Consider the following 16,482-nt stretch of genomic DNA (forward strand, 5'->3'; position numbering starts at 1 on the left):
TGGTGGTGCAGACCCGCCACAGGGACGAAAGCAAAAAGGGACTCGACTCTGAAAAGATTCGGAGTCTAGATGTTCTTGTTTTGTTCACTTAGCCGGTGCCATCATGCCCCCCCAGGACCGCCGACAGCGCCTCGACGCGCTGCGGGACACCATTGCCGGAATAGAGCGCAAGCCAGCCTTGATCGAAGCCCGGCAGCGGGTGGAGGCGGAGGGGGATGGATTTCCTCAACTACCACGTGGCTTGGTGCAGGAGGTGTATGCTGATGCCAGCCGCGATGGCGGGGGAAGCCTCGCCTTTGCGCTGGCCCAGGCCAGAAGCCTTCTGAACACCCGTCGGCCCAGTATCTTCTACGTGCAACTGGCTCAGGATGCACAAGCCCTTGGCCTGCCTTACGGGCCAGGGCTTACCTGGTTCGGCCTCGATCCGGCCAGCCTCACCATTGTTCGCACCGCAGACATGATGGAATTTCTCTGGGCCACCGAGGAGATCATTTCCTGCCGCGCCGTTGCCGCCATGGTGGCCGATATCAAAGGATCGCCGCGGCTACTGAATTTTACGGCAAGTCGCCGCCTCAGCATGCGGGCCAGCAGCAACAAGGTTGCCCTTTTCATGCTGCGCTACGGCTCGCGTCAGGAAACCAGCGCCAGCCATCTGCGATGGCGCTTGTCTTCCCAGCCCGGCAGCAAAAATCCTTACGACAGCAAAGGCTTGGGAGCGGCCCGCTGGCGCTTGCGCCTGGAGAAGGGTCGCATTGCTGGCCAGCGCACCGAATGGCTTCTGGAGTGGACCAAAAATGGTCTTGCAGTCTTCACATCTCCATCGACAGACTCTTCTTTCGCCCGTCAGTCAACGACGGTTCCTGGTGCTGTATCTGCCTTACTGGGCGACCGATTTTCTGAAGCGAGCTGATCCTGGTCTGCGCGATGCTCCGCTGGTGCTGTTCGAGCGCATCAAGGGTGGCCTCCGCCTGGGGGCGGTCGAGCCGCAGCTTCTAAGGCAGGGTTTGCGCATCGGGCAAAACCTCGCCGATGCCCGTGCCATCTTTCCCCATCTTGTGGTGCAGGAAATGAACCGTCCGGCCCTGGCCGATGCCTTTGAAGGCCTTGCCGATTGGCACTCCAATGCCAGCCCGCTGGTTTCCATCCTGAAGGATGTCAATGCGTTCGGGGATCTGGTGCTTGATGTCACCGGCGTCAGCCACCTTTTCGGCGGGGAGCAGGCCATGCTCCGCACGCTTCTCTCCCGGCTCAGGGCCCTCGGCTATACCGTTTCGGGTGCCATAGCGCCCACCATCGGTGCCGCCTGGGCCGTCAGCCATTTCGCCCGCAGCCAGGTCGTGGAAAACGCTTCGCTCGAAACCATCCTCGATGCCCTGCCGGTTGCCGGCCTGCGCATCAGCGAAAGTCAGATATCAGGGTTCCTACAGATGGGCCTCACCACGATCGGACAGGTCCGTCAGCGATCGCGCAAGCAATTGCAGGCCCGCTTCGGGTCCTCCTTGCTGCTTCGGATCGACCAGGCATTCGGGCAGATCGAAGAGCGCATGACGCCTCGATTGCCTCCGATTGACCACCATGTCGACCGGAAGCTTGCCGATCCCGTAAGTTTGATGGACGACGTCCTGATGATCACCCACGATCTTGCGGTGAAGTTGAGCTTCATGCTCGAGGCCGAAGGGCAGGGAGCGCAGAGTTTTCACCTGTTTCTCTATCGGGTCGACCACAAGGTCATGACGCTGTCGCTCAATTCGGGGCGGCTGACACGGGACCCCCATCACATCAGCGATCTTTTCCGCCATCGCGCGCAGCGCTTGGGGGGTGAATACGATGCCGGCTTCGGCATCGACATGGTGCGCCTTGCGGCAAGCAGCATCGAACAGCTCGATCAGGTGCAGACTGGCGCCTTTTCGGACGAAAGTGGCCTTGTCGATATCGATCGTCTTGCGGATCGGTTGGCCAGTCGCTTGGGCACGGCCGCGGTGCTGAAAACCGAGCTTCTTGCCAGCCATGTGCCCGAACGGGCGGCCCGGCTCGTGCCGGCTCAGGCGGCTGCGGCGGCTGTTTCGGTCCAGACGCCCTTGCTGCAGCGTCCGCTTCGGCTGCTGCCTTTTCCAGAGCAGGTGGCCATAACTGCGCAGGTCCCCGATGGCTTGCCTGCTCTGATGATCTGGCGGCGCGCGCCTTATCGGCTGACCAAGGGGCAGGGGCCGGAGCGTCTGGGCGGCGAATGGTGGCGGCAGCGGGCGCGGCTCAAACTGGTGGAGCCGCCTCCGCCCAAAAAACCCGAACCGGGGGAAAAGCCCGAGCAGCCTTCCTATGTGCCGGATCTCCCCCTTTGTGAGCCCTTCGCCGGCACGCGGGACTACTTCATCGTCGAGGATGGGGAAGGTCGCCGTTTTTGGGTATTCCGCCAGGGCCTCTACGGGTCAGGCCAGCAAACGACCTGGTATCTGCATGGGATTTTCCCATGAGCCTGGAAGCCGTTCTGGCCGAAAACCTCGAACCGGTCAGGCTCAAGACTCCTTTCTATGCGGAGCTCATCACCACGAGCAATTTCTCCTTCCTGCGCGGTGCCTCCCATCCACAGGAGCTGGTGGCCCATGCCATGGCGATGGGCATGACAGCCATGGGTCTGTGCGATCGCAACAGCTTTGCCGGAGTGGTGCGCGGCTATGGCACGGCCCGGGACAACCAGGAGAAAAGCCCCGATTTTCGCTATCTCGTCGGTGTCCGCCTCGGCTTTGCCGATGGAACCCCTGACATTATCGCCTACCCCACAGATCGGGTAGCCTATGGGCGGCTGTGCAAGCTCCTCACCATTGGCAACAAGCGGGGAGAAAAGGGCAATCCGACGCTCTTTCTCGATGATCTTTTCGGGTCCAGCGCCCCCACCTCTGCGCTGGAGCAGGGGCCGGTCGAGGACTTCTCCCAAGGCCAATTGTTTATCCTCTTGCCCGACGAGAGCGATTGGAGCCTCACCGAACAAACGCTGGACCGCTTGAGCCGGCAAGCGCCGGGCAGGGTGTGGATTGCCGGTGTCGCACGACTCGACGGCCAGGATCGGGCGCGTCTCAACAGGATCGAGAGCCTCGCGCATAGGCATGGCGCCTGGATGATCGCCAGCAACGATGTGCACTATCACCAGCCCGATCGCAGCATCGTCCTCGATGTCGTCAGTTGCATCCGCGAACATGTCACGCTCGACGAGGCCGGCTTCCTGCTCTCGGCCAATGCCGAGCGGCATCTCAAGACGCCTGAGGAAATGGCGCGGCTTTTTGCCGAACATCCCGATGCCATTGCCCAGACGCAAATCTTCATCCGGAACATCAATTTTTCGCTCGATCAGCTCAAGTACAACTACCCCGAAGAAACCACGGGCAATCATGAGACCGCCCAGCAGACCCTCGAGCGCCTGACATGGGAGGGGGCTGCCCGGCGTTATCCGGAAGGGATCAGCAACGCGGTCAAGGCGAGCCTTTGGAAGGAGCTGTGCCTGATCGCCTACAAGGGCTATGCCGCCTATTTCCTGACGGTGCACGACATCGTCCGGTTTGCCCGGCACGAGCGCAAGATTTTCTGCCAGGGGCGCGGCTCGGCTGCCAATTCGGCCGTCTGCTTCTGCCTCGAGATCACCGAGGTCAATCCCGAACAGGCCAAGCTGGTCTTCGGACGCTTCATTTCCACCGAGCGGGACGAGCCTCCCGATATCGACGTCGATTTCGAGCACGAACGGCGCGAGGAGGTGATGCAGTATGTCTACAACAAATATGGCGGCCGCCGGACCGGTCTCACGGCCAACGTGATTTCCTATCGCTCCAAGAGCGCCATACGGGAGGCGGCCAAGGTGTTTGGCGTTTCCGACGACACCATCGCTGCATTCAACCAGTTGCATTGGGGCTGGGGCAGCAAAGTCGACCTGCGCGACCTCACCGGTCTCGGGCTCAATCCGGACGATCCGGTGATGGCGCAGATGTTCGAAGTGGTGAAGGTTTTGAGAGGCTTCCCGCGCCACCTTTCCCAGCATGTGGGCGGGTTCGTCATCACCCGTGATTCCCTGGAAAGTCTCGTGCCGATCGGGCAATCGGCCATGGACAGTCGCGCCATCATCGAGTGGAACAAGGACGACATCGACATCCTTGGCATTCTCAAGGTCGACATCCTGGCGCTGGGCATGCTGACCTGCCTCAGGCGTGCCTTCGAGCTGCTGCATGTGCATTACCAAAAGACCTACGCCCTGACCGACCTTCTGGCCGAAGAGGTCGGTGAAGGTCCCATGGACAAGACCCGGGTCTACGCGATGATCCAGCGGGCCGATACGCTGGGCGTGTTCCAGATCGAAAGCCGGGCGCAGATGACCATGCTGCCGCGCCTCAAGCCCAGCCGCTTCTATGATCTTATCGTCGAAGTGGCCATCGTGCGGCCCGGCCCGATCCAGGGAGACATGGTGCATCCCTATCTGCGCCGCCGCCAGGGGCTGGAGCCCGTCGTCTATCCCAGCCCGCAATTGCAGGACGTGCTGGAACGGACGCTTGGCGTTCCGCTGTTCCAGGAGCAGGCGATGCAGATTGCCATCGTGGGCGCCGGATTTTCTCCGGGCAAAGCCGATCAGCTGCGCCGCGCCATGGCGGCCTGGCGGCGAACCGGCAAGATCGCCCAGTTCGGGCAGGAATTCATCGCCGGCATGGTCGGCAACGGATACGCACCCGAATTCGCCAAGCAGAGCTTTGCGCAAATCCAGGGCTTTGCCGAATACGGCTTTCCCGAGAGTCACGCCGCAAGCTTTGCGCTGCTGGTCTACACGTCCTGCTGGTTCAAATGCCACTATCCCGACGTCTTCGCGTGTGCGTTGCTGAACTCCCAGCCCATGGGGTTTTATGCACCAAGCCAGATCGTGCGGGATGTTCGCGAACACGGTATCGCCGTCCGCGAAGCCGATGTGAACAGGTCCGATCTGGAGTGCATTCTGGAAGACGACGGCGGGGGGATAAAGGGCCGTATCTGGCCGCGTCATGCCCAGATGAGTGACGATATCTTGTCCACCAAGGCCATTCGGCTAGGGCTGCGGTTCGTCGAGGGCCTCGCCGAAAATGACATCAACCGGATCGTCGCTCGCCGTGGACAGAAACCTTATGCGTCGGTGCGCGAGCTTTGGGTGCGGACGGGGGTGCCCATAGCCAGTCTTGAGAAACTGGCGCGGGCAGATGCCTTTGCTTCACTGGGCCTCAATCGGCGGGAGGCGCTTTGGGCCGTGAAGGGGCTCATCGGCACGCACGGCGCCGAAACGCTGCCCCTCTTCGCCGCGGCCGGCCCCTCCGAGGATCGGAGTGGAGAGGAGCCAGCTGGCCTGCCGATGATGGGGCCAGGTGAAGAAGTCATCCATGACTATGCCACGCTTTCGCTATCGCTCAAGGGACATCCTGTGCAGTTCCTTCGCCCCATGCTCAGTCAACGGGGGGTGACGCGAGCGGAAAACCTCGCCGGTGTCCCGCCCGATGTCCGTATCGAAGTGGCCGGTCTGGTTCTGGTGCGCCAGCGGCCGGGCACGGCCAGTGGAGTGATCTTCGCCACGCTCGAGGATGAAACCGGAGTGGCCAATATCGTGGTCTGGCCGAAGCTGTTCCAGGACGACAGGCTCCGCAAGATATTGCTCTCAAGCCGCATGCTGTCCGTAACCGGAAAAGTGCAGTCTGCCGATGGTGTTATTCATGTCATCGCCGAGGACATGGAAGATCTGACCCCACATCTGCTCGATCTCTCCCACGGCAAAGATTTCGGCGATCGCATTCTGGCGCGGGCCGACGAAGGCAAGTCAGGGCCGTCGGGAAGCCAGAGCCGGGACCGCAACGCCATAAGAGAGATCGAGCAGGCGCGCCGGCGAGCCTATGCCGCGCTACCCGGCGGACGGAATTTCCACTGACGCTGGCAAGAGGCCGTCAATGCTGCCTGCAAGGTCAACGTCCTTCTGGCTGAGCCCACCCGCATCATGCGTCGTCAAGCTGATGCGCACCCGGTTGTAGCTGTTGGACCAGTCCGGATGATGCCCTGCCTTTTCGGCAAGCAGGGCAACACGCGCCATGAAGCCGAAGGCCTGCGAAAAATCCCTAAAGCGAAACTCGCGGGAAATGCACTGATCTGCCTCGTCATGACGCCATTCGGGCAGCGACTGGAGCGCCTGATCGCGCTCCTGGGGCAGGAGCTTTTTGGCCATGTCGATCTCCGATGAACCATCTGCACCACTTTGCTTAACCCAAACCGGGCAGCTTTCGCGAGTGCGGCAGTTAACCTTCCGTTCAGCTTCCGCAATGAAACCTGCGGCTGCGCAGGCCCACAAACGCATACGCGCAAGTCCTTATTAAGGGCTCTGCCGTTGAGTGGATGAGTATTGGGAAGGCACCCGTGTTCACTTCGGCCCGCAAAACACTGCCCGCACTCGACTACGTATCCATAGTCCGTTCGGTCTATGGTGACCGGCGTGCCATGATTGCGGGTACCTTCGCAAGCGTCCTCATGGCCGGCATGACGGCATTCAAGACGCAGTCCATCGCGCTTTGGGCAGTGACGGCGGCTTTCCTTGTCTTCGGTCTCGTCCGCTACGCCGACATGCAGGCATTCTGGCGCGCCAATATCGGCAACGACGATGCGGCCGGCGCCGAACATTGGGAGAATCGCGCCGTCTTTTCGGGCAGTACCCTGGCCTTCGTGTACGGCTTGTGGTGCTTCGTCTCCATGGCCATCGTGCAGGATCCTGTGGCGGAGCTGGCCAGCGCCTCCATCACCATCGCCGTGATGGTGGGCATTTGCGGGCGCAATTTCGGCCTCGATCGCCTCGTCACGATCCAGATGATTTCGGTCATCGTGCCGCTCTCGGCAGGCTATGCCCTGCACGGCGACGTCTACCACGTGACGCTGGCAGCGCTGCTGGGCATCATGCTTTCGAGCTTTCGCAAGCTCGCCAGCGATATCCGCAGCATCCTCCTTTCGGCGGTCCACGACCGCGTTGAGGCCTCGCGACTCGCGGCCGAGCTCGATATTGCGCTGACCACCCTTGAACATGGCCTGTGCATGCTGGACGAGAACGGCGTGGTCAGCGTGGCCAACAATCGGGCCGTCCGCACTTTTGCCCTTCTGGGCGTGCCGGATTTGCTCCGCCAGCCCTTTGGCACCGTCATGGCCGCGCTGGCCGCTTCCGAGCGCGTGCCGCGCACCGCCATAGACCGGCTTGGCGACATGATCAGCCGCCGTGACTCGGGCAAGGTGCTGCTCTCCCTGCTTTCCTTGCAGCCCAAGGTCCACTACGAGGTCACTGTTAGCTCGCGCGGTGCACGCTGCGTCTTGTTGTTCGAGGATATCAGCCAGCGCATAGAAGCGCAGGAGCGCATCAGTTTCATGGCGCGCCATGATGCGCTCACGGGCTTGCCCAACCGCACATACTTCGGCGACCTGGCCCTTGAAGAGCTGGAATTGCGCCATGCCGCGGGCAAGGCCAGCGCCCTGATGATCTTCGACATCGACGAGTTCAAGCACGTCAACGATAGCCACGGCCACGTGGTGGGCGATGCACTGTTGCGCCAAGCCGCGGACCGCCTGCGCAAAACCCTCCCGGCCAGTGCTGTTCTGGCGCGGCTGGGGGGCGACGAATTCATCGCTTTGGTCGACGGCAATGATAGCGACGTCGAAAGCTGCGCCGACAGGATACTTACGGCGTTCGGGGCGCCCTTCGCGCTGGAGGGCGTCACCCTTGTCGTACAGCTCAGCATTGGCGTCGTGATCAGTCGCGAAAGCGCCGATGAGCTCGATGAGTTGATGACCAAGGCCGATCTGGCCCTTTATACGGCCAAGGCGGAAGGCAAAGGGCGCAGCCAGATCTTTCATGGCCAGATGGACATCGACTATCACTACCGCCAACAACTCAAGGCCGACCTGCGCGAGGCCGTCGCCAAAGATCAGCTCACCCTCGCCTTCCAACCGCTGCTCGACATCTCCAGCCGGCGCGTCGTGTCCTGCGAGGCGCTGGCGCGCTGGACACATCCCCAGTTCGGCACCGTACCCCCCGCAACCTTCATTCCTCTTGCCGAGGAAATGGGGCTGATCTCCGAGATCACCTCCTGGGTCATCCGCCATGCCGCCGTGGAATGCAGCCGCTGGGCCGGTGAGGTCGCCGTGGCCGTGAATGTCTCGGCCCGCGATTTCCGTGGGCTCGACCTGCCCGTCGTGATCGAAGACGCTCTTCGGGAAGCGCAGTTGCCGCCAGGCCGGTTCGAGGTTGAAGTCACAGAAACGGCGGTCATCGAAGAGCGGGATCTGGCCAGTACCGCCCTGGGGCGGCTCGCCGCTCGCGGTATTGCCATTGCGCTCGACGATTTTGGGACGGGGTACTCTTCCCTGAGCTATCTCAATGCCCTGCCGTTCAGCAAACTCAAGATCGACCGCTCCTTTGTGGTGGAAGTAGATGGCAATGCGCGGGCCTTGAGCCTTCTGGCAAACGTCGCGCGGCTTGGGCGCGACCTCGACCTCGTCGTCGTGGCCGAAGGGGTGGAAACCGAGGCGCAACTCGAGGCAATGCTGGAGCATACCGGCGTCCAGCAGGTGCAAGGCTATCTCTTCAGCCGGCCCCTCCCGTCCCGCGATATCGCCGAGTTGATCAAACGCTTCAATGGGCGCGGTGCAGAGCAGGTGCTGAGAAAGCGTAAACGTGGTTAATCTGCGTTAACCAGCTGTTCCTCAATTCCATTTTCCTCCTGTTCGGTCCCTGCGGGGAATTCAGCGTAATTTTAACCATTCCGGTTATGGCTAACAGAAGGTTAATCTGCGGGCATTGAACAGGAATTGGTCAATGTCTTTGGCAGAACCTACTCTTTCCTCCCCAGCGCCCTCGCGCTTCGCCACCTCCCTCATCGACCTGCTGGACCGCGTGCAGTACCGCCGTGTGTCGGTCGATGAACAACTCGACCCGGTCTATCGTCTGCGTTACGAAGCGTATCGTCGGGAGGAGTTCATCCCCACCAATTCGCAGCAGGTGACGCGGGACCGCTATGACGAGGCAGAAAATTGCTTCTGCTTCGGGGTCTATATCGACGAGAGGCTCGTCAGCTCCGTCCGCCTGCATATCGCAGGGCCGGACGACCCCACATCGCCCAGCGCCGCCATCTGGCCCGATATCCTTGGCGGCATCGTCGAGAAGGGCCAGGTCTACATCGATCCCAGCCGCTTTACGGCCGATCACGAGGCGTCGCTGGAATTTCCTGCCATTCCCTATCTGACGCTGCGCACCGCCGTGATGGCGTGCGAGCACTTCAAGGCGACCTACTGCATCTCCTCTGTTCGACCCGAGCACTCCGCATTCTACCGCCGCGTCTTCGGCTCGGAACAGCTTGCAGGAGAGGGATACTGGGGAGAGCTCACCTTTCCCGTCTGCCTTTATGCGTCATATATCCCGGTCATGTACCCGCGTGTCATCCGGCGTTACCCGTTCTTCGATTCCACGCCCGAAGAGCGCGCCGCGCTTTTTGCCCCGGGGCACAAGGGCATTGTCGGCATTACGCCCTCGGCACGCCAGGCGCAGCGCCTGCAAATGCTTGGTCTCGATGCTTAGGTGGGGTGGTGCCGCTTGTCAGACTCGAACTGACGACCCCATCATTACGAATGATGTGCTCTACCAACTGAGCTAAAGCGGCCAAGCGGCGCTTGCGCCACTTCGATGCGCGGTCTTTTACTGGGGGTTGTCCGCCGGTGCAAGAGGCAAGACGTTGTCGGCGGCCGGCAATTGTGGTGCCTCTTCGGACGGTCTGCCCGGCAGGGACGGCGCGCGGGCCGCGTTGGCAACAGGAACTTTCCACTCGAACCCATCGAGCTTTTTGGTCACCGGCGAGAGCGGTTCCCATTCGTCGCTGACGATGCCGTCCGCGGTCCACGCCGGGTCACGCGGCGCGCGGACGGCGCGGGCCAGCCATTCGCGGGCCTTGCCCTGGTCCCCATTCTGTCCCTCCTCGATTTCTGCCATGAGGCTGGCAACGCCCTGCGTGGCTTCTGCCCCCGTAAACGGCTCCAGCGCAGCGCGTGCGGCGGGCCAGTCATAGGCATCGATAGCCGTGCGAGCCAGGGCCATGGCGGCGGAGCGATGCTGGGGCGGCGTGTCGACGAGGTCCCGCATGCGTTTGAGCCGATCAACGGCGGAAGCACCGGGCTGCGCATGGGCATAGAGCGCCGCCGCATCGGGGTGCCCCGTGGCGCGCCAGATGCGGCGCAGCAAGCTCATGGCCCGGCGCGTCTCGCCGCGGTTGATGTAGATGCGGGAGGCAATAAGCGCCGCCGGAACGAAATCGGGAAGCAGCTTCAGCGCTGTCAGCGCGTGGTCGAGCGCGGCGTTGGGGTGAGAGACTTCCGCTTCGCGGGCGCGGGCCGTCTCGATAATAGCCTGCCGACGGCGTTTGCGCGCTTTCTCCTCGCGGTTGGGAGCGGCCTCGGCATTGACCATGGCCACCGCCTCGGCCCATTGGCCATGCTGCACCAGATCGTCGAACACCGCTTCCGAAGCCCAGGTGGCGTCGGGGGAAAGGGTCAGGGCCTTGCGGGCGAAGGTGAGCGCCGCATCGGGGCGGCGCTGCGCCCGAGCCTGGTCGTAGAGGCCGGTCAGGGCGGCAATGGCCGTCTTTTCGCTGGCGATAAGCGCCCGATAGTGTTCGCGCGCTGCGGGCATGTCGCCCAAGGCCAGATCGGCGCGGGCTTCGAGCAGTCGTGCCGCCGTATCGTCAGAAAGACGGGCCTGGGCCTCGCGCGCCATGAGCCGAGCTCTTGCCGGATCTCCGGACTGCAGGGCGATCACCGCATCGGAGAGCGCCTGCACCCCCTGTTCGCGGCGCCGCGCCAGCCGCCTGCGGGCAAGGGCCCGCGGAGCGCCGATGATGCGCCGAAGCACGGCCCAGACCAGAATGATCAGCGCGGCAAACAGCAGCAGCAGGACCACGGCCGTCCCCAGCCGCGGCTGCATGCGGTAGCCGGCGACCTCAAGGGTGAGGGTCCCGGGCAGCGCGATCACCCAGGCTGCAACAGCCGCAACGACGAGGCTTCCCACAATCCAGGAGGCAAGGCGGATCATGCCGGGTTCTCCGCGCTGAGCACCGTGGACCGCACGTCGATCAGAAATTGCTGAGCCTGTGCGAGCGTCTCGAGCTGCGCTGCCGTTTCTCCGGCGGCCTGTTGCATGGGCTGCGGCAGGGATTGCAGCTCTTTATGGGCGGTGATGAAGTCCCGCCGCGCCAGGGCCTCCTCGATGCGGGAAACGCCCGCCTCGGGACTGTCACCCTCCCGGCTGGTGCTGGGGCGCAGGGCGATCAGGCCGCGAAACCAGTTGCCGGCCGTATCCTGCCACGAGGCATCGGGCGCTGCCGGCCGTCCCGCCAGGATGGTGGGCAGGGCGTCCTCAAACTCGCGCACCGTGGATTCCGGACGCGGAAGTCCTTCCGGTGCCGCAGCGGCCACGGCCTTTGGCACGGCGATATCGGGCAGAGCCTGGCGTAGGGCCGACAATTCAAGGTCGAACGGCCGGCCGCTGTCGAACGCCGTCTCGAGGCCCGAGAGGATCAGCGGCAAGCGTACTTCCGCGCCGCTTGTCTGTGACGCGGAAGCCACCTTCTGATCGAGTGCCGTCACCGATTGATCGGTCTGGTCGAGACGCTGGGCCAAGGTCTGGGCCTGCTGCTTGACAGCCTCGAGCTCTCCCTCAAGGGCCGTCACCGCCTCGGCCGGCTGGGCAGAGGGCGCGGATTGCGCCTGCTCCTCGAGCGCGGCCAGACGCTGGCTCAGCGCCTCGAGTTGATCGGAAAGGCCCGTTACCTCGGGTGGCGCGGGGCTGGCCGAAGGGGGTTCCTGTTGTTCGAGCGCCGCGACGCGCTGGTCGAGCGTGGACAGCTCGTCCTGCACCGTGTCCGTTCTGGTCTGCAACTCGGGAACTTCGGCCGCGAGGCGCCCGATGCGCTGATCGGGTTCGGGCGGGGCAACAGGCGCGGTCGGCCACAAGCCGGCATAGGCAAGGCCATAGGCGCATGCGAGCCCGAGAACGCCGCCGGCGAGGCCCGCCACCCAGGGGGACCCGGGCCGCGCGGCCGTCTCTGCCGACTTGGGGTCGGAACCCGCCCCGGTCCTGCTGCGGTTCCTGGTGTCGTTGCCGGAGAAGGTGGCGTTCGGAGGCGAGGGCTTGTTCGCGTCGGCGCCACCGGCCTTCGGGGGCATCGTTGCCGCGCTCTTTTCGGCCTCAGGCTTGCCGTCCGGCCCGCTCTTGCGCGCTGTCCCCTCGAGCACGGGCGGCTTTACCGCGCCCGATTTCGGGGCGCCGGCATCGGCGGAAGGGTCGTCCTTTTTCTTGTCATCAGCCATGACGCATCCTCTTTGTCGAACCGATCATGGCTCAGATTGTTCCCGCGCAAAAGCCAGGGCGAGGGCCATCATCGCCTCCTCGCTCGGATGGTCGGCCAGCAGTACGCGGGCAAAGTGGTGTTCCAGGAGGGGCTCGGCCACCTTTTCCGAAAGGCACAGCATCGGCATGTAGCGACGGTGCTCGAGGGGAAGCGTCTTGGTGAGCGCGCAGAAGATTTCTGCCGTGCGGCGCGAGTAGAGCATCACGCCATGCGCCTTGCCATCGTCCTTCAGCATCTGTGAAAGCGCTGGGGGGGAAGCTGCGACCGCGATCATCTCATAGACTTCGGTCGTCACCACCATAATGCCCTGCGGTGCCAGGGCATGCGCCAGGTCGGCACTGAGATGTCGGCCGGCCGGGTAGAAGATGGGTCCGTTGACACGGGCAAGGGCGATGGTGGCGGCGAGATCGGCAAAGGCTCCGCTGGCACTGGTCACCGCGGAAAAGCCCATCGAGCGGGCTTCGTGCGCCGTCCGGTCGCCGACTGCGAAGAGCGGCAACCCGCTATAGCCAGCAAGAACGCCCCGATCGGCCAGAGCGCGGAGGGCGTTGGTGCTGGTGATGGCCATGGCGGCAAAACCCTCGGCCGAGGGAAGGCCGGTATCGAGGGTCTGGCGCGTCATCAAGGGAGCGGCCACGGCCTCGATGTCGAGCGCGGCAAGGCGCTCGAGGGTCGCCCGGGCATCGGGTTCAGGGCGGGTGACGAGGAAGCGCAGGGTCATGTCGCCGCCCACCGTGCCAGCCAGTCGGTGCCCGCCTGGTCGAGGAGGGCCTGTCCCACGGCAGCGCCAATGGCTTCCGGATCGGTGCCGCTATCCTGAGCCTGGAAGCTGGACTGCCCGTCGAGGCTGAGGATTTCGCCTTCAAGATAGAGCCGGTCGCCCTCCCAGCGGGTCAGGGCGCCGACGGGTGTGCGGCATGAGCCGTCGAGCACGGCCAGCATGGCGCGCTCGGCGGCGATGGCCGCGTGGGTGGGGCCATGGTCCAGCTTGGCGACGAGATCGGCCAGGCGGCTGTCATCGGCACGAACGGCAAGGCCGATGGCACCCTGCGCCGGTGCGGGCATGAACTGGTGCGGCTCGAGCACGGCGGTGGCGCGGTGGCCTTCGCCCAGCCGATTGAGACCGGCCATGGCCAGAAGCGTCGCGTCTGCGACGCCATCGAGGAGCTTCTGGAGGCGCGTGTGCACATTGCCGCGGAACGGCACGATCTGGAGATCGGGGCGGAGCCGAAGGGCCTGGGCCGCGCGGCGGATCGAGGACGTGCCGAAGCGGGCGCCTTGGGGGAGATTGTCGATGCCCTTGACCGTCACGGAGATGAAGGCGTCGCGCACATCTTCACGCTCGAGGAAGGCTGCCAACTGCATGCCCGCCGGCATGGCCGTCGCGACGTCCTTGCTGGAGTGCACGCCGATGTCGATCCTGCCCGAGAGCAGCGCATCGTCGATTTCGCGGGTGAAGACGCCCTTGCCGCCGATGTCGGACAGGGTGGTGTTTTCCTTCTGGCTGCGGTCGCCGCCGGTTGAGAAGACCTCGATGTCGATGTCCGCCTCGTCCACGCCATGGGCTGCAGAGAGCCGCGATCGGACCAGTTCGGCCTGCTTGAGCGCGAGGGGGCTGCCGCGCGTTCCGATCCGGGCGAAAGGGGTGGGCGATTGCATATCCGGGCGGTCCTGGTGTAGGCGATAGGCTCGCTGATGGGAGTAGACCAGTTCGTCGTGACCGGGCAAGCGCAAGCCATCCTTCTGGGCATTGAAACCAGCTGCGACGAAACCGCCGCCGCTCTCGTCGTGCGGGAGCAATCCGGGCGGGGTATCATTCGTTCCAACGTCGTGCGGTCGCAATTCGAGGAGCATGCGCCCTTCGGTGGCGTCGTGCCCGAACTGGCGGCGCGGGCCCATGTCGAATGGCTCGACCATATCGTGGCGCAGGCCCTGGCGGAGGCCGGCATCAGCCTCGAAGAGGTGGATGCCATCGCCGCGACGGCAGGGCCGGGGCTGATTGGCGGCGTGCTCGTGGGCCTCACCACCGCCAAGGCCCTGGCAGCCTCGCTGGGCAAGCCGCTCCTGGCGGTCAATCATCTCGAGGGTCATGCGCTCACGGCGCGGCTGACCGATGGCATTGAATTTCCCTATCTGATGCTCCTCGTGTCCGGTGGCCACAGCCAGTTTGTGCTGGTTCGCGGGGTGGGGGAATACGAGCGTTGGGGCGGCACGATCGACGATGCGCTGGGGGAGGCGTTCGACAAGGTCGCCAAGCTCCTGAGCCTGGGGACGCCCGGCGGCCCGGCCGTGGAACGGATGGCGCTTGCGGGGGACCCGAGGCGGTTTCGCTTCCCCCGGCCTTTGCTGCGCGAGGAGCGGCTGGATTTTTCGTTTTCGGGGCTCAAGACCGCCGTGCGCCTCCAGGCCGAAGCGCTGGCGCCGCTGAGCGAAGCCGACGTCGCCGACATTGCGGCTGGGTTCCAGGCTGCGGTGACCGACATCGTCGCGGTGCGGTCGGGGCAGGCGCTTGACCGGTTTGCGTCCGAGCTGCCCGGCGTCGTGCCGCAACTGGTGATTGCGGGCGGGGTAGCGGCGAACCGGGCCATTGCCGCCGCGCTCGCCGAGGTGGCGAAAATTGCCGGGGCGCGGCTGGTGGTGCCGCCGATCGGGCTGTGCACCGACAATGGTGCGATGATCGCGTGGGCCGGGGCGGAGCGGTTTGCGCTGGGTGCCGTCGATCGGCTCGATGTGGAAGCGCGTCCACGCTGGCCGCTCGATGCTCCGGACATGAGGATTGCCCGTGATGCCGCTTGACCGCGTCTGCGTGATCGGTGGCGGCGCCTGGGGCACGGCGCTGGCGCAGGCGGCGATCCTGGCGGGCCGCACGGTGCATCTGGTGGTGCGGGACGTGGGCCAGGCCGAGGAGATCAACCGCAGCCACAGCAATAGCCGCGCCTTGCCGGGGCAGGAATTGCACGCTGGCCTTCGGGCGACGACGCATCCGGAGGAGGCCGATATCGTCATCCTGGCCGTTCCGGCGCAGGCGACCCGGACGGTGCTGGCGGGCATGGATCCGGCGCTGCTGGCGGGCAAGCCGGTGATCCTTTCGGCCAAGGGGCTCGAAACCGGCACGCTGGCGCGGCAGAGCGAAATCCTGGCGGACATGGCGCCCGAGGCGGTGCCTTTCGTGCTGTCCGGCCCGAGTTTCGCGTCGGATCTGGCGGCCGGGCGGCCGACGGCGGTGACGCTGGCCGGCGACGATGCGACGCAGACCTCGGCGCTGGCCGCGGCGCTGGCGGGCCCCAGCTTCCGTCCCTACGCGGCGGACGACCGCGTCGGGGTCGAGGTGGCGGGAGCCCTCAAGAATGTCTATGCGCTGGCCTGCGGCGCGGTGGAAGGGGCCGGGCTGGGGGCTTCGGCGCGCGCGGCGCTGATCGCCCGCGGCTATGCGGAAATGGCGCGGCTGGTGACGGCCATGGGCGGCTCCGCCCATACGCTGACCGGGCTGGCGGGCCTGGGGGACCTGACGCTGACCTGTACGTCCGTGCAATCGCGCAACTACCAGTTCGGCATGGCGTTGGGCGCCGGCCGGCAGACGGACGCCATCCTGGCGGGGGGTGCCAAGCTTGCCGAAGGGGTGGCGACGGCGCCCGTCGCGGCCGCGCTGGCCCGGAGCCTGGGGATCGACGCGCCGCTGATCGATGCCGTGGATGCGGTGGTTGCCGGCCGCGCCGATATTGCGACAATCGTTGCGGGACTGATGTCCCGCCCACTCAAGAGGGAAGACTGACCCATGCTCTATGCCATGATCGCCAAGGATGCGCCGGATGCACTGCTCAAGCGGCAGGAGACAAGGCCGGTGCATCTGGACCATCTCAACAGCCTGGGCAAGAAACTGGTCTTCGCCGGCGCGCTGCTGGGGGCGGACGAGCAGCCGGAAGGCTCGCTCATGGTGTTCGATGCCGAAACGCTGGAAGAGGCGGAAGCCATGGCCAAGGCCGATCCTTTCGTGAGTGCGGGGGTTTTCGCCAGCTACGAGGTCAAGCGCTGGCGCGTCGCCATCAACACCACCGGCGTGGACCTCTGA

The 16,482-nt window shown here is 64.6% G+C and carries 13 protein-coding genes and 1 tRNA gene; 8 read left to right on the plus strand and 6 right to left on the minus strand.

Annotated features, from left to right (window positions below):
• Positions 1 to 103: 103 nt before the first annotated feature.
• From IC608_RS13810 to IC608_RS13820, 3 genes are read left to right on the plus strand one after another with little or no spacing between them, the layout of a single operon-like run.
• Complete coding sequence (locus tag IC608_RS13810; protein ID WP_191776613.1) at positions 104 to 910, plus strand: ImuA family protein; 807 nt, start codon at positions 104 to 106, stop codon at positions 908 to 910.
• On the plus strand, positions 864 to 2,471 hold the full coding sequence (locus IC608_RS13815) for a Y-family DNA polymerase (protein ID WP_191776615.1): 1,608 nt from the start codon (positions 864 to 866) through the stop codon (positions 2,469 to 2,471). Before IC608_RS13810 ends, IC608_RS13815 begins: the two co-directional genes overlap by 47 nt.
• Complete coding sequence (locus IC608_RS13820; RefSeq protein WP_191776617.1) at positions 2,468 to 5,917, plus strand: error-prone DNA polymerase; 3,450 nt, start codon at positions 2,468 to 2,470, stop codon at positions 5,915 to 5,917. The genes IC608_RS13815 and IC608_RS13820 overlap by 4 nt, the downstream gene beginning before the upstream one ends.
• On the opposite strand, the gene IC608_RS13825 is transcribed toward IC608_RS13820, so the two are convergent.
• Positions 5,891 to 6,208 carry a 4a-hydroxytetrahydrobiopterin dehydratase gene (locus IC608_RS13825; protein WP_191776619.1) on the minus strand — a complete coding sequence of 106 codons (318 nt, stop codon included), beginning with the start codon at positions 6,206 to 6,208 and terminating at the stop codon, positions 5,891 to 5,893. The genes IC608_RS13820 and IC608_RS13825 overlap by 27 nt on opposite strands.
• Before the next feature lie 188 nt (positions 6,209 to 6,396).
• Here IC608_RS13825 and IC608_RS18500 point away from each other — a divergent pair, with 188 nt between their 5' ends.
• A complete protein-coding gene (locus IC608_RS18500; RefSeq protein WP_191776622.1) occupies positions 6,397 to 8,700 on the plus strand; it encodes an EAL domain-containing protein in 2,304 nt (767 codons plus the stop codon).
• A 133-nt stretch (positions 8,701 to 8,833) separates the two neighbouring features.
• Positions 8,834 to 9,592 carry an N-acyl amino acid synthase FeeM domain-containing protein gene (locus IC608_RS13835; protein WP_191776624.1) on the plus strand — a complete coding sequence of 253 codons (759 nt, stop codon included), beginning with the start codon at positions 8,834 to 8,836 and terminating at the stop codon, positions 9,590 to 9,592.
• Positions 9,593 to 9,598: 6 nt separating this feature from the next.
• On the opposite strand, the gene IC608_RS13840 is transcribed toward IC608_RS13835, so the two are convergent.
• From IC608_RS13840 to hemC, 5 genes are all read right to left on the minus strand, one after another.
• Positions 9,599 to 9,674: transfer RNA gene (locus tag IC608_RS13840), tRNA-Thr, on the minus strand.
• A gap of 35 nt (positions 9,675 to 9,709) precedes the next feature.
• Positions 9,710 to 11,095, minus strand: coding sequence for a heme biosynthesis protein HemY (locus IC608_RS13845; protein WP_191776626.1), 1,386 nt, complete (start codon positions 11,093 to 11,095; stop codon positions 9,710 to 9,712).
• Complete coding sequence (locus IC608_RS13850; RefSeq protein WP_191776628.1) at positions 11,092 to 12,372, minus strand: COG4223 family protein; 1,281 nt, start codon at positions 12,370 to 12,372, stop codon at positions 11,092 to 11,094. Before IC608_RS13850 ends, IC608_RS13845 begins: the two co-directional genes overlap by 4 nt.
• Positions 12,373 to 12,396: 24 nt before the next feature.
• Complete coding sequence (locus IC608_RS13855; protein ID WP_191776630.1) at positions 12,397 to 13,134, minus strand: uroporphyrinogen-III synthase; 738 nt, start codon at positions 13,132 to 13,134, stop codon at positions 12,397 to 12,399.
• On the minus strand, positions 13,131 to 14,072 hold the full coding sequence (gene hemC / locus IC608_RS13860; RefSeq protein ID WP_191776632.1) for a hydroxymethylbilane synthase: 942 nt from the start codon (positions 14,070 to 14,072) through the stop codon (positions 13,131 to 13,133). Before hemC ends, IC608_RS13855 begins: the two co-directional genes overlap by 4 nt.
• A gap of 36 nt (positions 14,073 to 14,108) precedes the next feature.
• On the opposite strand from hemC, the gene tsaD reads away from it, so the two are divergent.
• From tsaD to IC608_RS13875, 3 genes are read left to right on the plus strand one after another with little or no spacing between them, the layout of a single operon-like run.
• A complete protein-coding gene (tsaD, locus tag IC608_RS13865) occupies positions 14,109 to 15,209 on the plus strand; it encodes a tRNA (adenosine(37)-N6)-threonylcarbamoyltransferase complex transferase subunit TsaD (RefSeq protein ID WP_191776634.1) in 1,101 nt (366 codons plus the stop codon).
• Positions 15,199 to 16,185: an NAD(P)H-dependent glycerol-3-phosphate dehydrogenase gene (locus IC608_RS13870; protein WP_191776636.1), complete on the plus strand. Its 987-nt coding sequence runs from the start codon at positions 15,199 to 15,201 to the stop codon at positions 16,183 to 16,185. Before tsaD ends, IC608_RS13870 begins: the two co-directional genes overlap by 11 nt.
• A 3-nt stretch (positions 16,186 to 16,188) precedes the next feature.
• Positions 16,189 to 16,482, plus strand: a complete 294-nt coding sequence (locus IC608_RS13875) for a YciI family protein (RefSeq protein WP_191776638.1) — start codon at positions 16,189 to 16,191, stop codon at positions 16,480 to 16,482.

Origin of the sequence: Devosia oryzisoli (genome assembly GCF_014837245.1) — a bacterium.
Lineage (GTDB): Bacteria > Pseudomonadota > Alphaproteobacteria > Rhizobiales > Devosiaceae > Devosia > Devosia oryzisoli.

Bases quoted from the DNA above. Each gene is read 5' to 3' on its own strand.
- IC608_RS13810 (WP_191776613.1), top strand. From the start codon at position 104: ATGCCCCCCCAGGACCGCCGACAGCGCCTCGACGCGCTGCGGGACACC.
- IC608_RS13820 (WP_191776617.1), top strand. From the start codon at position 2,468: ATGAGCCTGGAAGCCGTTCTGGCCGAAAACCTCGAACCGGTCAGGCTC.
- IC608_RS13825 (WP_191776619.1), bottom strand. From the start codon at position 6,208: ATGGCCAAAAAGCTCCTGCCCCAGGAGCGCGATCAGGCGCTCCAGTCG.
- IC608_RS13835 (WP_191776624.1), top strand. From the start codon at position 8,834: ATGTCTTTGGCAGAACCTACTCTTTCCTCCCCAGCGCCCTCGCGCTTC.
- IC608_RS13845 (WP_191776626.1), bottom strand. From the start codon at position 11,095: ATGATCCGCCTTGCCTCCTGGATTGTGGGAAGCCTCGTCGTTGCGGCT.
- IC608_RS13850 (WP_191776628.1), bottom strand. From the start codon at position 12,372: ATGGCTGATGACAAGAAAAAGGACGACCCTTCCGCCGATGCCGGCGCC.
- IC608_RS13855 (WP_191776630.1), bottom strand. From the start codon at position 13,134: ATGACCCTGCGCTTCCTCGTCACCCGCCCTGAACCCGATGCCCGGGCG.
- hemC (WP_191776632.1), bottom strand. From the start codon at position 14,072: ATGCAATCGCCCACCCCTTTCGCCCGGATCGGAACGCGCGGCAGCCCC.
- tsaD (WP_191776634.1), top strand. From the start codon at position 14,109: ATGGGAGTAGACCAGTTCGTCGTGACCGGGCAAGCGCAAGCCATCCTT.
- IC608_RS13870 (WP_191776636.1), top strand. From the start codon at position 15,199: ATGCCGCTTGACCGCGTCTGCGTGATCGGTGGCGGCGCCTGGGGCACG.
- IC608_RS13875 (WP_191776638.1), top strand. From the start codon at position 16,189: ATGCTCTATGCCATGATCGCCAAGGATGCGCCGGATGCACTGCTCAAG.